The sequence below is a fragment of the Ochrobactrum sp. XJ1 genome (genome assembly GCF_024701725.1).
GTDB lineage: Bacteria > Pseudomonadota > Alphaproteobacteria > Rhizobiales > Rhizobiaceae > Brucella > Brucella anthropi.
On the sequence record NZ_VDGD01000001.1, the window covers coordinates 318,743 to 334,109 of the forward strand.

Consider the following 15,367-nt stretch of genomic DNA (forward strand, 5'->3'; position numbering starts at 1 on the left):
ACAAATGAATGAATCCGTTGATACAGCGGTTGCGCCGGTTATTCTGCTGCATCCGTCGGATGATGTTGCCGTTGCGCGCGTTTCCGTTCGCGCCGGTGATCCGATCGGCCTTGACGGGATCAGGGCCAGCGAACTGATCGGTCGCGGGCATAAGGTTGCCATTCGCGATATTCCGGAAGGCAAGGAAGTCCTGAAATACGGTCAGGTGATCGGCGTTGCGACGAAGGATATCGCTCAGGGCGAGCATGTGCATTTGCAGAATCTCGCCATGCTGCCCTCCGAACACGAGCATCAGTTCTCCATCGATATTGAAGAGCGCGGTATGCTGCCCGAGGCGGAGCGTCGTCATTTCATGGGCTATGACCGGGGTGCTGGCGGTGTCGGCACGCGCAATTTCATTGGGGTGATTTCGTCGGTCAATTGCTCGGCCACGGTGTCACGTTACATCGCCGATTATTTCAACCGCATGGGCGGTCTCGATGGTTTCGACAATGTCGATGGCGTCGTGGCGCTGACACATGGCAGCGGCTGTGCGCTCAACACCAAGTCGGAAGGCTATCGCCTTTTGACGCGCACTATTCAGGGCTATGCCAAGCACCCGAATTTCGGCGGCATCCTGCTGATCGGCCTTGGGTGCGAAACCAACCAGATCGCGCCGATCCTCGAACATTACCGCATGGAAGAAGGCTCGCGCCTGCGTACCATGACGATCCAGCAGCATGGCGGCACGCGCAAGACCATCGATCATGCGATCGCCGAGATCAAGGAAATGCTGCCGCTGGTCAATTCGGCGGTGCGCACCAAACAGCCTCTGTCAAAGTTGAAAGTAGCGCTGGAATGCGGCGGCTCGGATGGCTATTCCGGCATTTCGGCCAATCCGGCATTGGGCTATGCCTCGGACCTTATCGTGCGCAATGGCGGCACGACCGTTCTTTCGGAAACGCCGGAAATCTATGGTGCCGAACATCTTTTGACCCGTCGCGCAGTAACGCCTGCGGTCGCTGAAAAGCTGTTGCAGCGCATCGACTGGTGGCGTGATTACACGGCGCGCAATGGCGACGAACTCAACAACAACCCATCGCATGGCAACAAGCTCGGCGGGCTGACCACCATTCTGGAAAAGTCGCTCGGTGCAGTTGCCAAGGGTGGTTCCATGCCGCTCAAGGCCGTCTATGAGTTTGCCGAAACCGTCACGGAACAGGGTTTCACTTTCATGGATACGCCGGGTTACGATCCCGTCGCGGTGACTGGACAGGTGGCCGGTGGCTGTAACGTGATCTGCTTCACCACTGGCCGTGGTTCGGTTTCCGGTTTCAAACCTTCGCCTTGCATCAAGATTGCCACGAATTCCGAAATGTACGAGCACATGAAGGAAGACATGGACATCAATTGCGGCGGTATCGTCACCGGCGACGAGACCATCGAACAGTCCGGCATCCGCATCTTCGAACATATCATCGCGGTCGCATCCGGCGAGAAGACGTTGAGTGAAGTCTACGACTATGGCGACAACGAATTCGTGCCTTGGCAGGTCGGCGCCGTAACCTGATCCCTTTCTTTAATGACGACTGACAGGAATAATTCGATGGTCAAAGCTCTGCGTATCGAGAGCGAAAACGTCACACGTTTTGCAGAAATCGACGAAGCGCCGTTGCTGGCCGGTCAGGTCCGTGTGCGGGTTCGGCACGTGGGTCTCTGCGGCAGCGATCTGAACACCTTCAAGGGGCTTAATCCGCTGGTGCAGCTGCCGCGCATTCCTGGGCATGAAATCGGCGGCGAGATCATGGAAGCCGGAGAGGGTGTCAGCGCTGCCTATGTCAAAGGCAAGCGGGTTATCGTGCTGCCTTATACGAATTGCGGTGAATGCTCGTCCTGCCGCAAAGGTCAGCTCAATGCGTGCCGTTATAACAAGACGCTCGGCGTGCAGCAAAATGGCGGACTGGCCGACCAGATCGTGTTGCCTGCCGAAAAATTGATCCTCAATGAGACACTGGCGCCCCGTCATCTGGCGCTGGTCGAGCCGCTTTCGGTTGGCTTCCATGCCGTCGAGCGCGGACGTGTTCAGGCAGGTGATACGGTTGCTGTTCTCGGTTGCGGCATGATCGGTATGGGTGTTCTCATCGGCGCGCTGGCGCGCGGTGCCAAGGTCATCGCCATTGATCCAAGTGCCGAAAAGCGCGAACTCGCGCTGCAATTTGGCGCAACGCACGCATTGCCGGGCGGTGAGGATGTCGTCGCCAAGGTTCAGAAACTGACCAACGACGACGGCGTGGATGTTGCTTTCGAAGCGGTCGGCCTGCCGATCACCTTCACGCAGGCTGTCGACCTGGCGGGCTTTGCGGGCCGGGTGGTTTATGTCGGCTATTCCAAGGCGCCAGTCACCTATCAGACGCAGTTCTTCAACCTGAAGGAACTCGACATCATGGGATCACGCAATGCGACGCTGACCGATTTCGAGGCCGTCATTGCGCATCTGGAAAAGCTTGGGGCGGATGCCGACAAGCTGATCTCGAAGATATTTCCGTTTGATGAGGCTGAAGCGGCACTCCCTTACTGGGACGGCGACCGTAACGTTTTGAAGATCATCATCGAACGCGACTGAAATCGAAGCAAATGCTCCACGTCGGGAAGGAAGACGTGGGCTGCCACGCATCGATGGAAAATCGATGCGTAAACTGAAGAAATTAGAGCGTCCTTTAAGCGTCCAAATTGGACGCATGGCGCTCTAACGGAGGAAACCGGCCCTAGGGCCAATTGTTTAATGACCCCATATGGGAGGACAAAGATGAAGAAACTCGTTACCGGCATGATCGCCGCCAGCATGCTGCTGGCAGGAAGCATGGCCGCCTATGCTGCCAATGTTTCGATCAAGGTTGCCTATGAAAACAACCCCGGCGAGCCTTTCGATGAGGTGATGCATTACTGGAAAGATGATCTTGCCAAGCGCAGCAATGGCGAGATCACGCTCGAACTCTATCCAAGCTCGCAGCTTGGCTCCAAGAAGGACGTGACCGAGCAGGCCATGATGGGGCTCAATGTCGTGACCATTTCCGACGTTGGCTTTCTGGCCGAATATGACCCGGACCTCGGCGTACTCTACGGTCCGTTCCTGACCGATGATCCGGCACAGCTTTTCAAAGTTTATGATGGTCCCTGGTTCAAGGAAAAGAGTGAAGAGCTGATGAAGAAGGGCATTCACATCGTAATGCCGAACTATCTCTACGGCATTCGTCAGATCATTTCCAAGAAGCCGATCCGTACGCCTGAAGATTTGAAGGGCATGAAGATTCGCGTGCCGAACAACGTCATGCAGATCAAGACTTTCGAAGCCATGGGCGCAACGCCGACCCCGATGCCGCTGGGCGAAACCTTCCCTGCGCTGGCGCAGGGCGTGATTGATGGCGTTGAGAACCCGATCTCGGTTCTTTACGGCCAGAAGTTCCAGGAAGAAGCCAAATATCTGAGCAAGGTCGGCTATCTGACCAACGTTGCTCTGATTGTCGGCGGCGAAGCCTTCTTCTCCACGCTGCCGGAAGATCAGCTCAAGATGATCCATGAGTCCGCTTACGATGCGGGTCTCTACAGCCAGAAGCTGACGATCGAAAAAGACAATGAAATGATCGAGAAGATGAAGGAAGCTGGTGTCGAGATTATCGATGTCGACCGCGCTCCTTTCAAGGCACTTGCTGAAAAGGTCTACACCCAGTTCCCGGAATGGTCGCCCGGCCTTTATGACAAGATCAAAGCCGAACTGAACTGATCCATCCTTACTCGGATAATGCCGTGTCGCGGTTTGCCGCGGCATGGCTCGATCGTGGAACTCAATCCGATGAAATACTTTGAAAAACTGATCGAATGGCTGGCTGCTGTGCCGCTGTTCATCCTGCTTGCGATGTTCAACATCGCCGTCGTCATGCGCTATTGGATGCATCAGCCATTGCAATGGACCGAGGAAATGGCCGGTCTGTTGATGATCTGGATCGTGATGCTTGGCAGTGTCGCCGCAGAACGCAGCAACCAGCATCTTGCCATTCCGATGCTCGTGGATCTGCTGTCGGAAAAGGTGCGCGATGTCGTCAACGCCATCGTCTCCATCCTGTCGGGACTGTTCCTGCTTTACGTGTCCTATGCCGGTTACAAGCTTTCGGTTGCGGCTCAGTTCAAAGTGACTGACGTGCTGCGGGTCTCCTATTACTGGATCGATATCGCTGTGCCGGTCGGCTTCGTCATTATCGCTCTTTATATGTTTGCAGGCGCATTCAAATCCTTGCGCGCCGCTTTTGCGGGAGGCAAGGCATGAACCTGACAACCATCGTTCTCATCATGCTGGCGCTGATCGCGCTCAATATGCGCCTCTATGTGGCCATTTTGATTGCGGTCTTCACCTATTTCACCTTTTTCAACCAGATGCCGATAGCGATTGCCGTGCAGCGCTTCATCAGCCCGGCACAGAACACGTCGCTGCTTGCCATTCCGTTCTTCATCATGCTTGGTACGGTGATGTCGCATACCGGCATTGCAGAACGTCTGATCAAGGTCGCGGAAATTCTGGTCGGTCGTATGCGCGGCGGCATGGCACTCACCAACATCATGGTTTCCACCCTGATGGGTGGCGTCAGCGCTTCCAATCTGGCCGACAGCGCCATGCTCACCCGCATGATGGTGCCGGAAATGGTCAAGCGTGGCTATGACAAAGCGTTCTCCTGCGCGGTGACGGCAGCTGGCTCGCTGATTACGCCGATCATTCCTCCCGGCATTGCGCTCATCATCTATGGTCTGATTGCGGATGTTTCCATTGGCAAGATGTTCATGGCAGGTGTGCTGCCGGGCATTCTGGGCGCCGTTATCCTGATGATCGCGGCTTATGCGACATCGGTAAAGCGCGGCTACAAGCCAAGCCGTGAAAAGCGGATGAGCGGCGCCGAAGTTGCCTCGACGCTTGCTTCGGCATGGCCTGCGGTGCTGCTGCTGTTCGCGATCATCGGCGGCATCCGCTTGAACATCTTCACCCCGACGGAAGCCGGTGCAGTTGCCGTTACGCTGGTTCTGATTATCGGCTTCGTGATCTATCGCGAAATGCGCGTCTCGCATGTGGTGGATTCGCTGATCGAAACGGCGAAATCGACCGCATCCGTCATGCTGGTCATTATGGCATCATCGGCGCTCGCATGGGTGTTTTCGCTTGAACAGGCCGGCCAGTCGCTTATGCAGCTGATCTCGTCCTTCACCAGCAATCCTTATGCGTTCTTGCTGGCAGTCAACGTGATCTTGCTGATTCTCGGCGCGCTGATCGAGGGCACGGCCCTGATGATCGTTCTGGTGCCGCTTCTGATACCGACGGTAAAGGCTCTGGGCATTGATCCTGTGCATTTCGGTATCATCGTGATTATCAACCTGTCGATTGGCACGCTGACACCGCCTGTCGGAACGGTCATGCTGATGGTCTGCAATATTGCGAAGGTGAGGGTGGGAGATTTCACCCGCCAGGCATTCAGCATGTATATGGCGCTGTTCATCCTGCTGGCGCTGGTCACTTACGTGCCGATTATCTCAACCTATCTGGCTCATTAGAGCATTTTCAGCAAAAATGCGAAGCGGTTTTGCGTAGGATAATGCTTAAAAACAAAGAGATAGAGCATTTCCAATGTTTTAATTTAAACCGGAAATGCTCGAAAAAAGCGCGGGAAATTCCCGCGCTTTTTTCGTTTGTTCACCACGGGTTTTCGACACGCGGCCAGATGGCACGGCTGAGCTTGCGGTAATTGGTCGTGCGCGGATTGCTCGGATAGGAGCTGGGCGCCGCGACATAGATAATCTCGGCAGCAATCGGCACGAAGCCTGCGTGGAAATGATTGGTGGATTTGACTACCAGTATATCCTTCTTCATCGGATCGATGCCGATATTGGAGAAGATATCCGGCTCGAATGTCTGCGTCCGGTTGGTGTTGAGAATGATATCGATCTCGGTGCCTTCAAGTCGCACAACCGCCGAGGCCCCCAGCGTCACGCGGCTTGGGCCAAAACTCTGCCAGCCTTCGGCAAGGGTTTTCATGACCGTCACGCGGGCATCGATGGGTTCGCCACCAAGCGGACCGGACTTGCCGCCGAAACGAAGATCGATCACCGCGCCTTCGCCTGCCGCATGACAGAAGGTCACTGCGATGGGGTCCCAGATCGTAGCAATGCCTATATTGTCGATGCCGCGTTCGATCAGGCGGCGAAGGACATAGGTTCCGTCGCCTGCAACCCCGCCGCCGGGATTGTCCCATACATCGGCGATCACCGCAGGTTTGGCGGGATTGGCTGCATGGGCAGCCAGCGCCCGGTCGATGCCCTGATCGGTGTCGAACATGGTCATCAATGTCTGCTCGCGCATCGCAATCAGTTCACGCCCGAGTTTTTCGGCAAGTGCTGCCCCCTTTGCCGGATCGTTGTCTGTGACGACGAGAATGCGGGTTCCCATTTCCGGCACATCGGCAGCCATGAAGCCATGAATGACGGAGATCGACAGAATCCCGTCTTTGCCGTGCATCGCCTTGATGCGATCGACGAAGGAGCGCATCGGCTCCTTGCTTGTGGGAAACACACTGATCATATGGCAGTCGAATGTGGATATGACCGGCTTGATGTGACCTTTCAGGGCGTCCAGCGCAAGATCGACCACATGCTCGCCGCGCTCATAAAAATCCGTGTGAGGAAATTCGAGGAACGACGCGAAAATATTGAGGTTTTCGACACGCTTCGGCGTCAGGTGGCTATGCGGATCGAATTCGCTGGCAACCAGAATATCCGGCCCGACAATGGCGCGCACGCGTTCCAGAAGATCCCCCTCGCAATCGTCGTAACCTTGAGCGACCATGGCGCCATGCAGGCCGAGCACGACTGCATCAACGGGCATTGCGGCTTTCAGCTGGTCAAGGATTTCATCGCGCAATTCCTCGAACGCCTGCCGCTGCAACAATCCGCCCGGTTCCGCCCAGGTGGCAGTGCCTTCGATGACGGTCAGCCCTTCCGCTGCCGCACGCTTGCGCAACGCGACAATGGGCGAAGAGCAAAGCGTCGGCGTTTCCGGATGCTTGCCCGGCGCGGCATAAAAAGCCATCTCGAACGAGGCCCTGTCGGTTGGAACCGGCGAGAACGTGTTGGTTTCTGTCGCAAGCGATGCGGTGAAAATGCGCATGGAAATACTCTGTGCGGGGAGGTGACGTGCTTATTTTTGTGGTGCGTAGGCGATGGCTTCGACTTCGATCTTGATGTCGATCATCAGGCGGGATTCAACCGTGGTGCGCGCGGGAGGCTCTTTTGGAAAATAGGTGCCGTAAACGGCATTCATCCGCCCGAAATCCCGAGCATCTTCCAGCCATATGGTGGTTTTGACCACGTCTTCCATTGTGGCGCCTGCAAGCGCAAGTGCGGCCTTGACGTTTTCGAGGACCTGTTTTGTCTGGGCTTCGATGCCGCCTTCAACAATCTGGCCGTTTGGTCCAACCGGTACCTGACCCGAAACATAGACTGTGTCGCCTGCGCGAACGGCGGGGGAAAGTGGCACATGTGATGCGCCGAAGACCTGTTTTCTGGACATGATTTTCTCCGGTTATTTGACTGCTCCAAGGGCCAGTCCCTTGATGAGATAGCGCTGGAGCCAGATGAAAAGGATGGCGACCGGCAGTGTTGCAAGAAAGGTGGCTGCCATGACGTAGTGCCATTCGACCGTGTAGCGCCCCGCGACGAGCGAGAAGACCTGAATGGGCAGGGTGTAGCTTTCCTGCCTGCGCAGCATGGTCAGCGCCACGACAAATTCGTTCCATGCATTGATGAAGGTGAAGATTGCCGTGACGGCAATGGCGGGCAGGCAGAGCGGCAGAAACACTTTTATCAGTGTCTTGCCGCGCCCGGCGCCTTCCATCCACGAAGCTTCTTCCAGATCGCGCGGTATGGTGTCGAAATAGCTTTGCAGCATCCACACGGTGAAGGCGATGTTGAAGGCCATATAGACCGCGCCGACCGCGGAGACACTTTCAATCAATCCATAGGCGGCGAGCAGCCGGAAAAGGCCCAGCACCAGAACGATGGGCGAGATCATCTGCGAAATCAGCAGGAATTGCCGGAATGCACCGTGGCCTGCAAAGCGGAAGCGCGACATGGCATAGGCGGCAGGAATGGAAACAATGATGGCACCGACGGAAGCAATAACCGAAACGTAAAGCGAGTTCAGAAGCGCTTGCCCGAATTTGGTCTGAACCCACATTTCCGAAAAATTCTGCCAGCGGAAGCTGCTTGGCCACCATGTTGGAGACAGGACCTCCTGTGGAGGCTTGACGGCGGTGAAAAACATCACCGCGAAGGGAAACAGTGTCAGCACGATAAGCGGCGACAGAACGGCCCAGGCAATGATTGTGCGTTTCAGCTTCGAGCCGGTCATGCGCGTTCTCCCCGCATTGCGAGGCGGATATAGATCGCCGTGAAGACGAGGAGTATTGCCAGCATGATAAGCGATACGGCGGAGGCTTCTCCCAGCTTTCCGAGGCGGAAAGCCAGCTTGTAGAGATGCGTTACCAGAATATCGGTGGAGTTTGCCGGTCCACCCTGCGTCATGACCCAGATGATCGGGAATGAATTGAAGACATAGATCGTATTGAGCACGATGGCGATGTTGACGAAGGGCTTGAGCAGCGGAAACGTGATTTCGCGAAACTGCTGCCACAGGCTAGCGCCTTCGAGAGACGACGCTTCATAAAGATCCTCCGGGATGGATGACAGTCCGCCGAGAAATATGGTGGTCGTGAACGGCACGGTGACCAGAATGCCGACCAGTATTTGCATTGGAAAGGCGGTGGCCGCGCTCGCCAGCCATTGAATATTGCTGTCGATGATACCGAGATTGCGCAGTGCGGAATTGAGCATTCCGCTTTCGCCATTGAGCGCCCAGCGCCAGACAATGGCTGTCATGGTGAGCGAAACTGCCCACGGCAGCATGACGATGACCCGCGCTACCGAACGGCCATAGAAATCCATGTTGAGGATGATGGCGACCGGAATGGAGACGATAAGTGCCCCGCCAACCACGGCGACGGTCCAGAGTGCGGTGCGCCAGAGTGCATTCAGAAAATCGGGTGTTGCGAAAAGTGCAGTGAAATTTGCGCCGTCGTTGAAATCGCGTAGCTGCCCGAAGCGGTTTACGTCATGGCTGGCAATTTCAACGAGATGCACCACGGGCCAGAAGATCACCACCGCAGCCAGAAGCAGGCTCGGCAGGATCAGGAAATAGGGCAGGGTGCGGCTTTGCATTGGCAATCAAAATCCCTGAAAAGAAAAAAGCCCGGCAGAGCGAGGGCACTGCCGGGCAGGCGGGGAGTGTTACTTCTTCAGGATTGCATCCGCCTTGGCGGCGGCGTCCTTCAGCACGGCATCAGGTTCGCCCTTGCCGAGATAGATGCTCTGCATGGCGTTGGACGTGATGTCGGCAATTTCTTCCCAGCCCGGAATGATCGGTGCAAAGCGGGCATCCGGCAGAAGCGCGGTGAAGGCGGCAAGATCGGCATTATTGACGTAATAATCCATCTTCGCTTCTTCCTTGTTGACCGGAAGGAAACCTTCGCCCTGCGTGAACTTGGCGCGCCATTCAGTCTGGAACAGGAAGTCGAGCACCTTCCAGGCTTCCTCCTTGTTCTTGGAATTCTGGAACATGATGACGGAATCGGTCACGCCATAGGTACCACGCGCGCCTGACGGTCCGGCAGGAATGGCTGCAACGCCATATTTAAGGTTTGGCGCTTCTTCCTTGATCTGGTTGGAAAGGAAAGGCGCGGTAATCATCATGCCGACCTTGCCCTGCTTGAAGAGGTTCTGAACGTCTTCACGGGCATAGGAGGTGACGCCGGGCTGGGTCAGGCCATCATCTATCAGCGACTTGTAAAGCTTCGCGGCTTCAAGCGCGCCGGGTGTGCTGAGGCCCGACGTGCCGTCCTTGTTGAGAATTTCTGTCCCATAGGACCACATGCCGTAATAGTAATAAACGTCGGTCTCGATTTCCTTGCCCTGTAGGCCGAAACCGTAATTCTCTCCGCCAAGTGCCTTGATCTTGGTGGCGGCGGCTCTCAGCTCGTCCCAGGTTGCGGGCGGGTTTTCGACGCCTGCCTTGGCCAGCAGATCCTTGTTGTAATACATAGCGCGGGCAGAGGCTGCGATCGGCAGGCCGTAAGTCTTGCCCTCAAGGATGGACGGAGACAGGAAAGTCTCGATGAACCGGCCCTTGAACTCGTCGTTCATGTAATCGTCGAGCGGTTCGGCGATGCCCTGTTGCACGAAATCGATCAACCAGCGTGTGCCGATGATCGAAAGGTCCGCATTGGTGCCTGCTGAAATATCGGTAGTCAGTTTCTGCAGAAGTACATCCCATGGAACCACTTCAAAGTTGAGCGTGATGCCGGGATTGGCAGCTTCAAATGCCTTCTTGACCTCTTCGAAGTAGGGGCCGGTCTTGGAGCTGTACTCCGCGACAGTCATGCGCACTTCGCCTGCATTCGCAACCGATGACAGCGCCAGAACGCTCAATCCGGCCAGCAGGCCGGCCTTCCATTTATTGATAGACATCTTCCCGTTCCCTTGTTTTGCCCCGCATTGGTGCGATGACGATCTATTTTTGTTATTTTCTTACATTATCGGCTTAATCCGTACTTTCAAGCGAAAAGTTTTGTTGCAAACTTACATTTTGACTTTTACGCTGGTGGGAATAAACAGGTGCAGAAAGCTGCCGCATAAAAGGGGAATAGCGTGGAGCAAGCAGGCGAATTTACCGGAAAGTCGGTGCTGGTTACCGGAGCCGGTGGCGGTGTTGGAAGCGCGCTGGTCAAGCTGTTCTCTGAACGCGGCGCCCGCGTGATCGGTTGCGATACGACACTGGAGGCAATGACCGGCGATGATTTTCATGCGCGTCATGCCTTTGATCTGCTTGACCGCGACGGGCTGGAGCTGGCTGCAAAGCGGATAATAGCGGAATCGGGCCTGCCCGATATTGTCATCAACAATGCGGGCTGGACCCGTGCCGAGACCTTCGATGGGCTGGATCAGGGCAACATCGACGCTGAGATCGATCTCAACCTGACTGCGGTTGCCGGATTTTCAAATGTCATGGCGCAGGCCATGGCGTCGCGCGGACACGGCGTTTTCGTCTTCATTTCCTCGGTTAACGGTCTCCTGCATTTCGGAAACCCGGCTTATGCAGCTGCCAAAGCCGGAATCAATGCCTTTGCGCGTGGTATTGCGGTTGAGTTCGGAAGGAAGGGCGTGCGTGCCAACGTCGTCTGTCCGGGGTCGATAAGAACACCCGCATGGGATCATCGTATCGCACAGGATGCGAGCGTGCTGGAGCGCCTACAGCGCTTTTATCCGCTGGGGCGCATCGTTGACACGCGTGAAGTGGCGGAAACGGTAGCATTTCTGGCCTCTGACCGCGCATCGGGGATTACCGGCGCGATCCTTCCGGTCGATGCCGGGCTGACTGCGGGCTGCCGTCCTTTCATCGAAGATATTCTCGGAGGGAACTGACCGATGAAAGAAGTTTCTCTGCGCGGCATCACCAAGACTTTCGGACAATTGACGGTCCTCGACCATGTCGACCTTAATATTCAAAGTGGGGAATTCCTTGTGCTAGTTGGCCCTTCCGGCTGCGGAAAATCCACGCTTTTGCGGATGGTGGCCGGGCTTGAACCCATTTCCGGTGGTGACCTTCTGATTGGTGGGGAACGGGCTAACGAGTTGCCACCGCAAAAGCGCAATATTGCGATGGTCTTTCAATCCTATGCGTTGTTTCCGCATATGACGGCGCGTGAAAACATCGGCTTTGGTCCGCGCATTCGCGGCGAGAAATCGGAAGAAACGGCCGCGAAGGTGGACAGGGCGGCGTCCATCCTCAATCTCCATTCCTATCTTGATCGCTACCCACGCCAGCTTTCAGGCGGGCAGCGCCAGCGCGTCGCCATGGGGCGCGCCATTGTTCGCGAACCGTCGGTATTTCTGTTTGATGAGCCGCTTTCCAATCTCGATGCGCAATTGCGCGTACAGATGCGCACGGAAATCAAGGCGCTACATCAGCGGCTGAAGTCGACGGTGATCTATGTCACCCATGACCAGATTGAGGCCATGACCATGGCCGACCGGATTGTGGTCATGAATCAGGGCAGGATTCAACAGATCGGTGCGCCGCTGGATCTTTACGATCGTCCTGCCAACAAGTTTGTCGCGGGCTTTATCGGCTCGCCGTCGATGAGTTTCATTCCGGGAACTGTGTCAGACGGAGTATTCCGTACCGGAGAGGGCGAGGAAATCGCTGTTGGCGCGGGATCATCCGAAATCCGGCAGGTGGAAGCAGGCATTCGACCGGAAAATTTTACGGTCGCGCCGGATGGCAAGGGGCTGAAACTCACCGTCGAGGTGATCGAGCCGACTGGTCCGGAAACGCATATTTATGGCCGGATTGCAGGACAGCCTATACGAGCTGTGTTTCGCGAGCGCATACATCTTGCGCCCGGCGAGCAAGTGCCTGTAACTGCGAAGAGCGAACACATACATCTTTTCGACAAGGATAGCGGTCTCCCGCTTTAAATTTCCGATGAGCAAGGTTGCCGACATCATCACGCGGCTGCATGTCGTGGCGCAGGACGGATCGAAATCCGACCGGAGGCTGGCTGCGCTCGTGCTGGCTGATCCCGATTATGCTTCCAAGGCGGCAATCTCGGAAATTGCAGCCAGAGCAGGTGTCAGCGAACCCACGGTGACACGTTTTTGCCGGGCACTTGGCTGTGACGGGGTTCGCGACTTCAAGTTCTTTCTGGCGCAGGCCTTGGCCATCGGCGGGCAGTATCTGACGGCTGAAATCCCCGCGCGGGATGTGCGTGAAAGCCGCATAGCGACGGCTGTGACCGATGCGGCAGTTGCTGCTATCCAGCGCGCCAGCGACGGGCTCGACATGGGCGTGTTGATGAAAGTGGCCGAACGGCTTGCCGCCGGTGGCCCTGTGCTATGTCTCGGGTCTGGCGGCATCTCGTCCATGCTGGCAACAGAAATGCAGAACCGCTTGTTCCGGCTCGGTATTCCGGTCAGCGCACAGGTTGATGGGCAATTACAGCGCATGTATGCCGCCGTCACCACGCATGAAACAACGGTAATCGCTTTCTCCGTCTCCGGCTTTGCGCGTTCGGTGGTGGAGGCCGTGCTGGTTGCGCGGCAATATGGAGCGCAGACGGTAGCGATCACGCCTGCCGGTTCCGATCTCGCCAAGGCGGCGGATGTGCTCATTCCATATCAGGCCAATGAAGACGGCAATATCTACAAGCCGACATCGTCACGCTTCGCGCTGCTGGCCATTCTCGACATGATCGCCACGGCGACAGCAGAAGCGCGTGGCCCGAAGGTGCTGGAAAGCCTGCGCCGCATCAAGCATAGCCTCAATACGCTCACCATAGACGATCCGCGCTTGCCGCTGGGAGACTGATCCATGACCAGACCGAAAACCGTTCACGAGGTGGATACACCTGCGATCCTCATCGATATTGATCGCGTGAAGGCGAATATCGCTAAGGCACAGGCCCATGCGGATGCGGTGGGGATTAAACTGCGCCCGCATATCAAGACGCATAAGCTGCCGCTCTTCGCCAAAATGCAGGTGGAAGCGGGCGCGACCGGGATCACCTGCCAGAAGCTAGGCGAGGCAGAAGTCATGGCCGATGCCGGGCTGACGAACATTTTCCTGCCCTACAATATTCTCGGACAGGAAAAGCTTGATCGCCTTCATACGCTGCATCAACGCATCACCCTGTCTGTAACGGTCGATAATCGAACCTCCCTTGCAGGACTGGCGGCGCGTTTCACTGATGAAAAGCATCCGTTGAAAGTGCTTGTCGAATGCGACACGGGCATGGGGCGCTGTGGCGTGCAGACGCCAGCCGAAGCCCTGGAGCTGGCACGCATTATAGACCAGAGCGCAGGACTGCGTTTCGGTGGTCTGATGACCTATCCCGCAGCGGGTAAGCCGGACGAGGCTGAACAATGGCTTTATTCGGCCCGTGAGTTGCTGGAGGCGAATGGCCTTCCCTGCGAGACGATTTCAAGCGGCGGCACGCCCGATATGTGGCGCAAACCCAGCGACAGCGTCGTCACCGAATATCGCCCCGGCACCTATATCTATTTCGATCGTTATCAGGTCGAAAAGGCCGCGGCGACAGTGGATGACTGCGCCTTGACGGTGCTTTCAACGGTCGTCAGCCATCCAACATCAGAACGAGCGATCATTGATGCCGGGTCCAAGGCACTATCCAGCGATACGCTGGGACTGAGCGACTTTGGTGAAGTGATGGGCCGTCCCGATGCCCGTGTGATCGGCCTGAGTGAGGAGCACGGCAAGCTGGTTGGTGATGTCGCGGGTCTGAAGGTTGGTGAGCGGCTCCGAATTATTCCCGACCACGTCTGCGTCGTTTCCAATCTCTTTGATGAAGTTCATCTTGTTTCGGGCGAGGATGTCGTCGATATCCTGCCGGTCGCCGCACGTGGAAAATTAAGATAATCAGGAGGATAGCATGAAGGGTGCGGCCAATCCGTTTGCTGGCGACAAGGATCGCGAGCAGATTTGGGAGATGCTTGTACGGCGCGATATCGAGGCCTTCGTATCGCAGGACTGGTCATTGGTGGCCGATGATTTCGATGAGGTGCGCTTCCTTGGCATTCATGCGCACAATGATCGCGATCCTGACAATTGGGACGCCGGTTTTCCGACGCTCGCAAGTTATCGCGATGAATGGCTGCGACAGGCAGCGGAGAGTGCAGCGGTGGAATATGCCGAATCTCTGGCGGACGGTATCTTTCGTGCGACCAACCTGAGTGTGATCGATATTACCGGCGACGTCGCTCTCGCACGGAAAAAATTCGATGGAACGATCGCCAGAAAGGACGGAACAATCGATCGCCTCAACTGGCAGACGCTTTATTTTTGTCGTCGCGACGGGGCACGCTGGAAGATCACCGGCTTTGTCGGATATATGGCTTATCGTTGAAGAAACAGGCCTTTGAAACAGGTCTATCACGGCGCGGATTGCTCAATCCGCGTCGTCTTTATGTATAGACTAGATAATTCCGAGCGACAGTATAATCACACTATTTTTCTGTAATTATAGTCATTTTTATCCCGAATTATACTAATTCGGACGATGTCGCAGCTGATAGCATATTTGTCGCAGGGTGTTCCGGTAATTGACTGGATCGGGACTACTATTGTCTTCAAGCTGGTCGATTGCCTCCTGCTTTAGGCAGTGTCGAACAGCCCTCGAAATGCGTCGTGCAACCCTTCAAAAAAATCATTCAAGGGGACGGTTGC

General features: G+C 56.0%; 15 protein-coding genes. 10 read left to right on the top strand and 5 right to left on the bottom strand.

The genetic code is table 11. The features are described 5' to 3' along the window. Positions 1–4 precede the first annotated feature (4 nt). The 5 genes from FG152_RS01595 (at position 5) to FG152_RS01615 (ending at position 5,571) form a co-directional block, all read left to right on the top strand. On the top strand, positions 5–1,549 hold the full coding sequence (locus FG152_RS01595) for a UxaA family hydrolase (protein ID WP_010659089.1): 1,545 nt from the start codon (positions 5–7) through the stop codon (positions 1,547–1,549). Positions 1,550–1,585: 36 nt separating this feature from the next. Beyond that, positions 1,586–2,602 (top strand): zinc-binding alcohol dehydrogenase family protein, encoded by a 1,017-nt coding sequence (locus FG152_RS01600; protein ID WP_010659088.1) that lies wholly within the window; start codon positions 1,586–1,588, stop codon positions 2,600–2,602. A gap of 183 nt (positions 2,603–2,785) precedes the next feature. Beyond that, on the top strand, positions 2,786–3,760 hold the full coding sequence (locus tag FG152_RS01605; protein WP_010659087.1) for a C4-dicarboxylate TRAP transporter substrate-binding protein: 975 nt from the start codon (positions 2,786–2,788) through the stop codon (positions 3,758–3,760). Positions 3,761–3,829: 69 nt separating this feature from the next. Beyond that, a complete protein-coding gene (locus tag FG152_RS01610) occupies positions 3,830–4,300 on the top strand; it encodes a TRAP transporter small permease (protein WP_181152405.1) in 471 nt (156 codons plus the stop codon). Further along, positions 4,297–5,571 (top strand): TRAP transporter large permease, encoded by a 1,275-nt coding sequence (locus FG152_RS01615; protein ID WP_010659085.1) that lies wholly within the window; start codon positions 4,297–4,299, stop codon positions 5,569–5,571. The genes FG152_RS01610 and FG152_RS01615 overlap by 4 nt, the downstream gene beginning before the upstream one ends. 139 nt (positions 5,572–5,710) lie before the next feature. On the opposite strand, the gene FG152_RS01620 is transcribed toward FG152_RS01615, so the two are convergent. From FG152_RS01620 to FG152_RS01640, 5 genes are all read right to left on the bottom strand, one after another. Beyond that, entirely contained in the window at positions 5,711–7,180 is a 1,470-nt protein-coding gene (locus FG152_RS01620) for a M81 family metallopeptidase (protein ID WP_010659084.1), read from the bottom strand. Between the two features lie 30 nt (positions 7,181–7,210). After that, positions 7,211–7,582: a RidA family protein gene (locus FG152_RS01625; protein WP_010659083.1), complete on the bottom strand. Its 372-nt coding sequence runs from the start codon at positions 7,580–7,582 to the stop codon at positions 7,211–7,213. A 12-nt stretch (positions 7,583–7,594) separates the two neighbouring features. Beyond that, complete coding sequence (locus FG152_RS01630; protein WP_010659082.1) at positions 7,595–8,422, bottom strand: carbohydrate ABC transporter permease; 828 nt, start codon at positions 8,420–8,422, stop codon at positions 7,595–7,597. Continuing rightward, positions 8,419–9,288 carry a carbohydrate ABC transporter permease gene (locus FG152_RS01635; protein ID WP_010659081.1) on the bottom strand — a complete coding sequence of 290 codons (870 nt, stop codon included), beginning with the start codon at positions 9,286–9,288 and terminating at the stop codon, positions 8,419–8,421. The genes FG152_RS01630 and FG152_RS01635 overlap by 4 nt, the downstream gene beginning before the upstream one ends. Before the next feature lie 69 nt (positions 9,289–9,357). Beyond that, on the bottom strand, positions 9,358–10,593 hold the full coding sequence (locus tag FG152_RS01640; protein WP_498985102.1) for an ABC transporter substrate-binding protein: 1,236 nt from the start codon (positions 10,591–10,593) through the stop codon (positions 9,358–9,360). A 180-nt stretch (positions 10,594–10,773) separates the two neighbouring features. Between FG152_RS01640 and FG152_RS01645 the strand changes: the two genes are divergently transcribed. Genes FG152_RS01645 through FG152_RS01665 form a run of 5 tightly spaced genes read left to right on the top strand, consistent with a single transcriptional unit; the run spans position 10,774 to position 15,047 of the window. Then, positions 10,774–11,547 carry an SDR family oxidoreductase gene (locus tag FG152_RS01645; protein WP_010659079.1) on the top strand — a complete coding sequence of 258 codons (774 nt, stop codon included), beginning with the start codon at positions 10,774–10,776 and terminating at the stop codon, positions 11,545–11,547. A gap of 3 nt (positions 11,548–11,550) precedes the next feature. Further along, positions 11,551–12,603, top strand: coding sequence for an ABC transporter ATP-binding protein (locus FG152_RS01650; protein ID WP_010659078.1), 1,053 nt, complete (start codon positions 11,551–11,553; stop codon positions 12,601–12,603). 7 nt (positions 12,604–12,610) lie between these two features. Beyond that, the gene (locus FG152_RS01655) at positions 12,611–13,492 is read left to right on the top strand and encodes a MurR/RpiR family transcriptional regulator (protein ID WP_010659077.1); all 882 of its coding nucleotides are present in this window, start codon (positions 12,611–12,613) and stop codon (positions 13,490–13,492) included. Between the two features lie 3 nt (positions 13,493–13,495). Continuing rightward, a complete protein-coding gene (locus FG152_RS01660; RefSeq protein ID WP_010659076.1) occupies positions 13,496–14,560 on the top strand; it encodes a D-TA family PLP-dependent enzyme in 1,065 nt (354 codons plus the stop codon). Between the two features lie 13 nt (positions 14,561–14,573). Continuing rightward, on the top strand, positions 14,574–15,047 hold the full coding sequence (locus FG152_RS01665; RefSeq protein ID WP_010659075.1) for a hypothetical protein: 474 nt from the start codon (positions 14,574–14,576) through the stop codon (positions 15,045–15,047). The last annotated feature ends 320 nt before the right edge of the window (positions 15,048–15,367 follow it).

Bases quoted from the DNA above. Each gene is read 5' to 3' on its own strand.
- FG152_RS01660 (WP_010659076.1), top strand. From the start codon at position 13,496: ATGACCAGACCGAAAACCGTTCACGAGGTGGATACACCTGCGATCCTC.
- FG152_RS01605 (WP_010659087.1), top strand. From the start codon at position 2,786: ATGAAGAAACTCGTTACCGGCATGATCGCCGCCAGCATGCTGCTGGCA.
- FG152_RS01640 (WP_498985102.1), bottom strand. From the start codon at position 10,593: ATGTCTATCAATAAATGGAAGGCCGGCCTGCTGGCCGGATTGAGCGTT.
- FG152_RS01635 (WP_010659081.1), bottom strand. From the start codon at position 9,288: ATGCAAAGCCGCACCCTGCCCTATTTCCTGATCCTGCCGAGCCTGCTT.
- FG152_RS01610 (WP_181152405.1), top strand. From the start codon at position 3,830: ATGAAATACTTTGAAAAACTGATCGAATGGCTGGCTGCTGTGCCGCTG.
- FG152_RS01655 (WP_010659077.1), top strand. From the start codon at position 12,611: ATGAGCAAGGTTGCCGACATCATCACGCGGCTGCATGTCGTGGCGCAG.
- FG152_RS01600 (WP_010659088.1), top strand. From the start codon at position 1,586: ATGGTCAAAGCTCTGCGTATCGAGAGCGAAAACGTCACACGTTTTGCA.
- FG152_RS01665 (WP_010659075.1), top strand. From the start codon at position 14,574: ATGAAGGGTGCGGCCAATCCGTTTGCTGGCGACAAGGATCGCGAGCAG.
- FG152_RS01595 (WP_010659089.1), top strand. From the start codon at position 5: ATGAATGAATCCGTTGATACAGCGGTTGCGCCGGTTATTCTGCTGCAT.
- FG152_RS01630 (WP_010659082.1), bottom strand. From the start codon at position 8,422: ATGACCGGCTCGAAGCTGAAACGCACAATCATTGCCTGGGCCGTTCTG.
- FG152_RS01625 (WP_010659083.1), bottom strand. From the start codon at position 7,582: ATGTCCAGAAAACAGGTCTTCGGCGCATCACATGTGCCACTTTCCCCC.
- FG152_RS01650 (WP_010659078.1), top strand. From the start codon at position 11,551: ATGAAAGAAGTTTCTCTGCGCGGCATCACCAAGACTTTCGGACAATTG.
- FG152_RS01615 (WP_010659085.1), top strand. From the start codon at position 4,297: ATGAACCTGACAACCATCGTTCTCATCATGCTGGCGCTGATCGCGCTC.
- FG152_RS01620 (WP_010659084.1), bottom strand. From the start codon at position 7,180: ATGCGCATTTTCACCGCATCGCTTGCGACAGAAACCAACACGTTCTCG.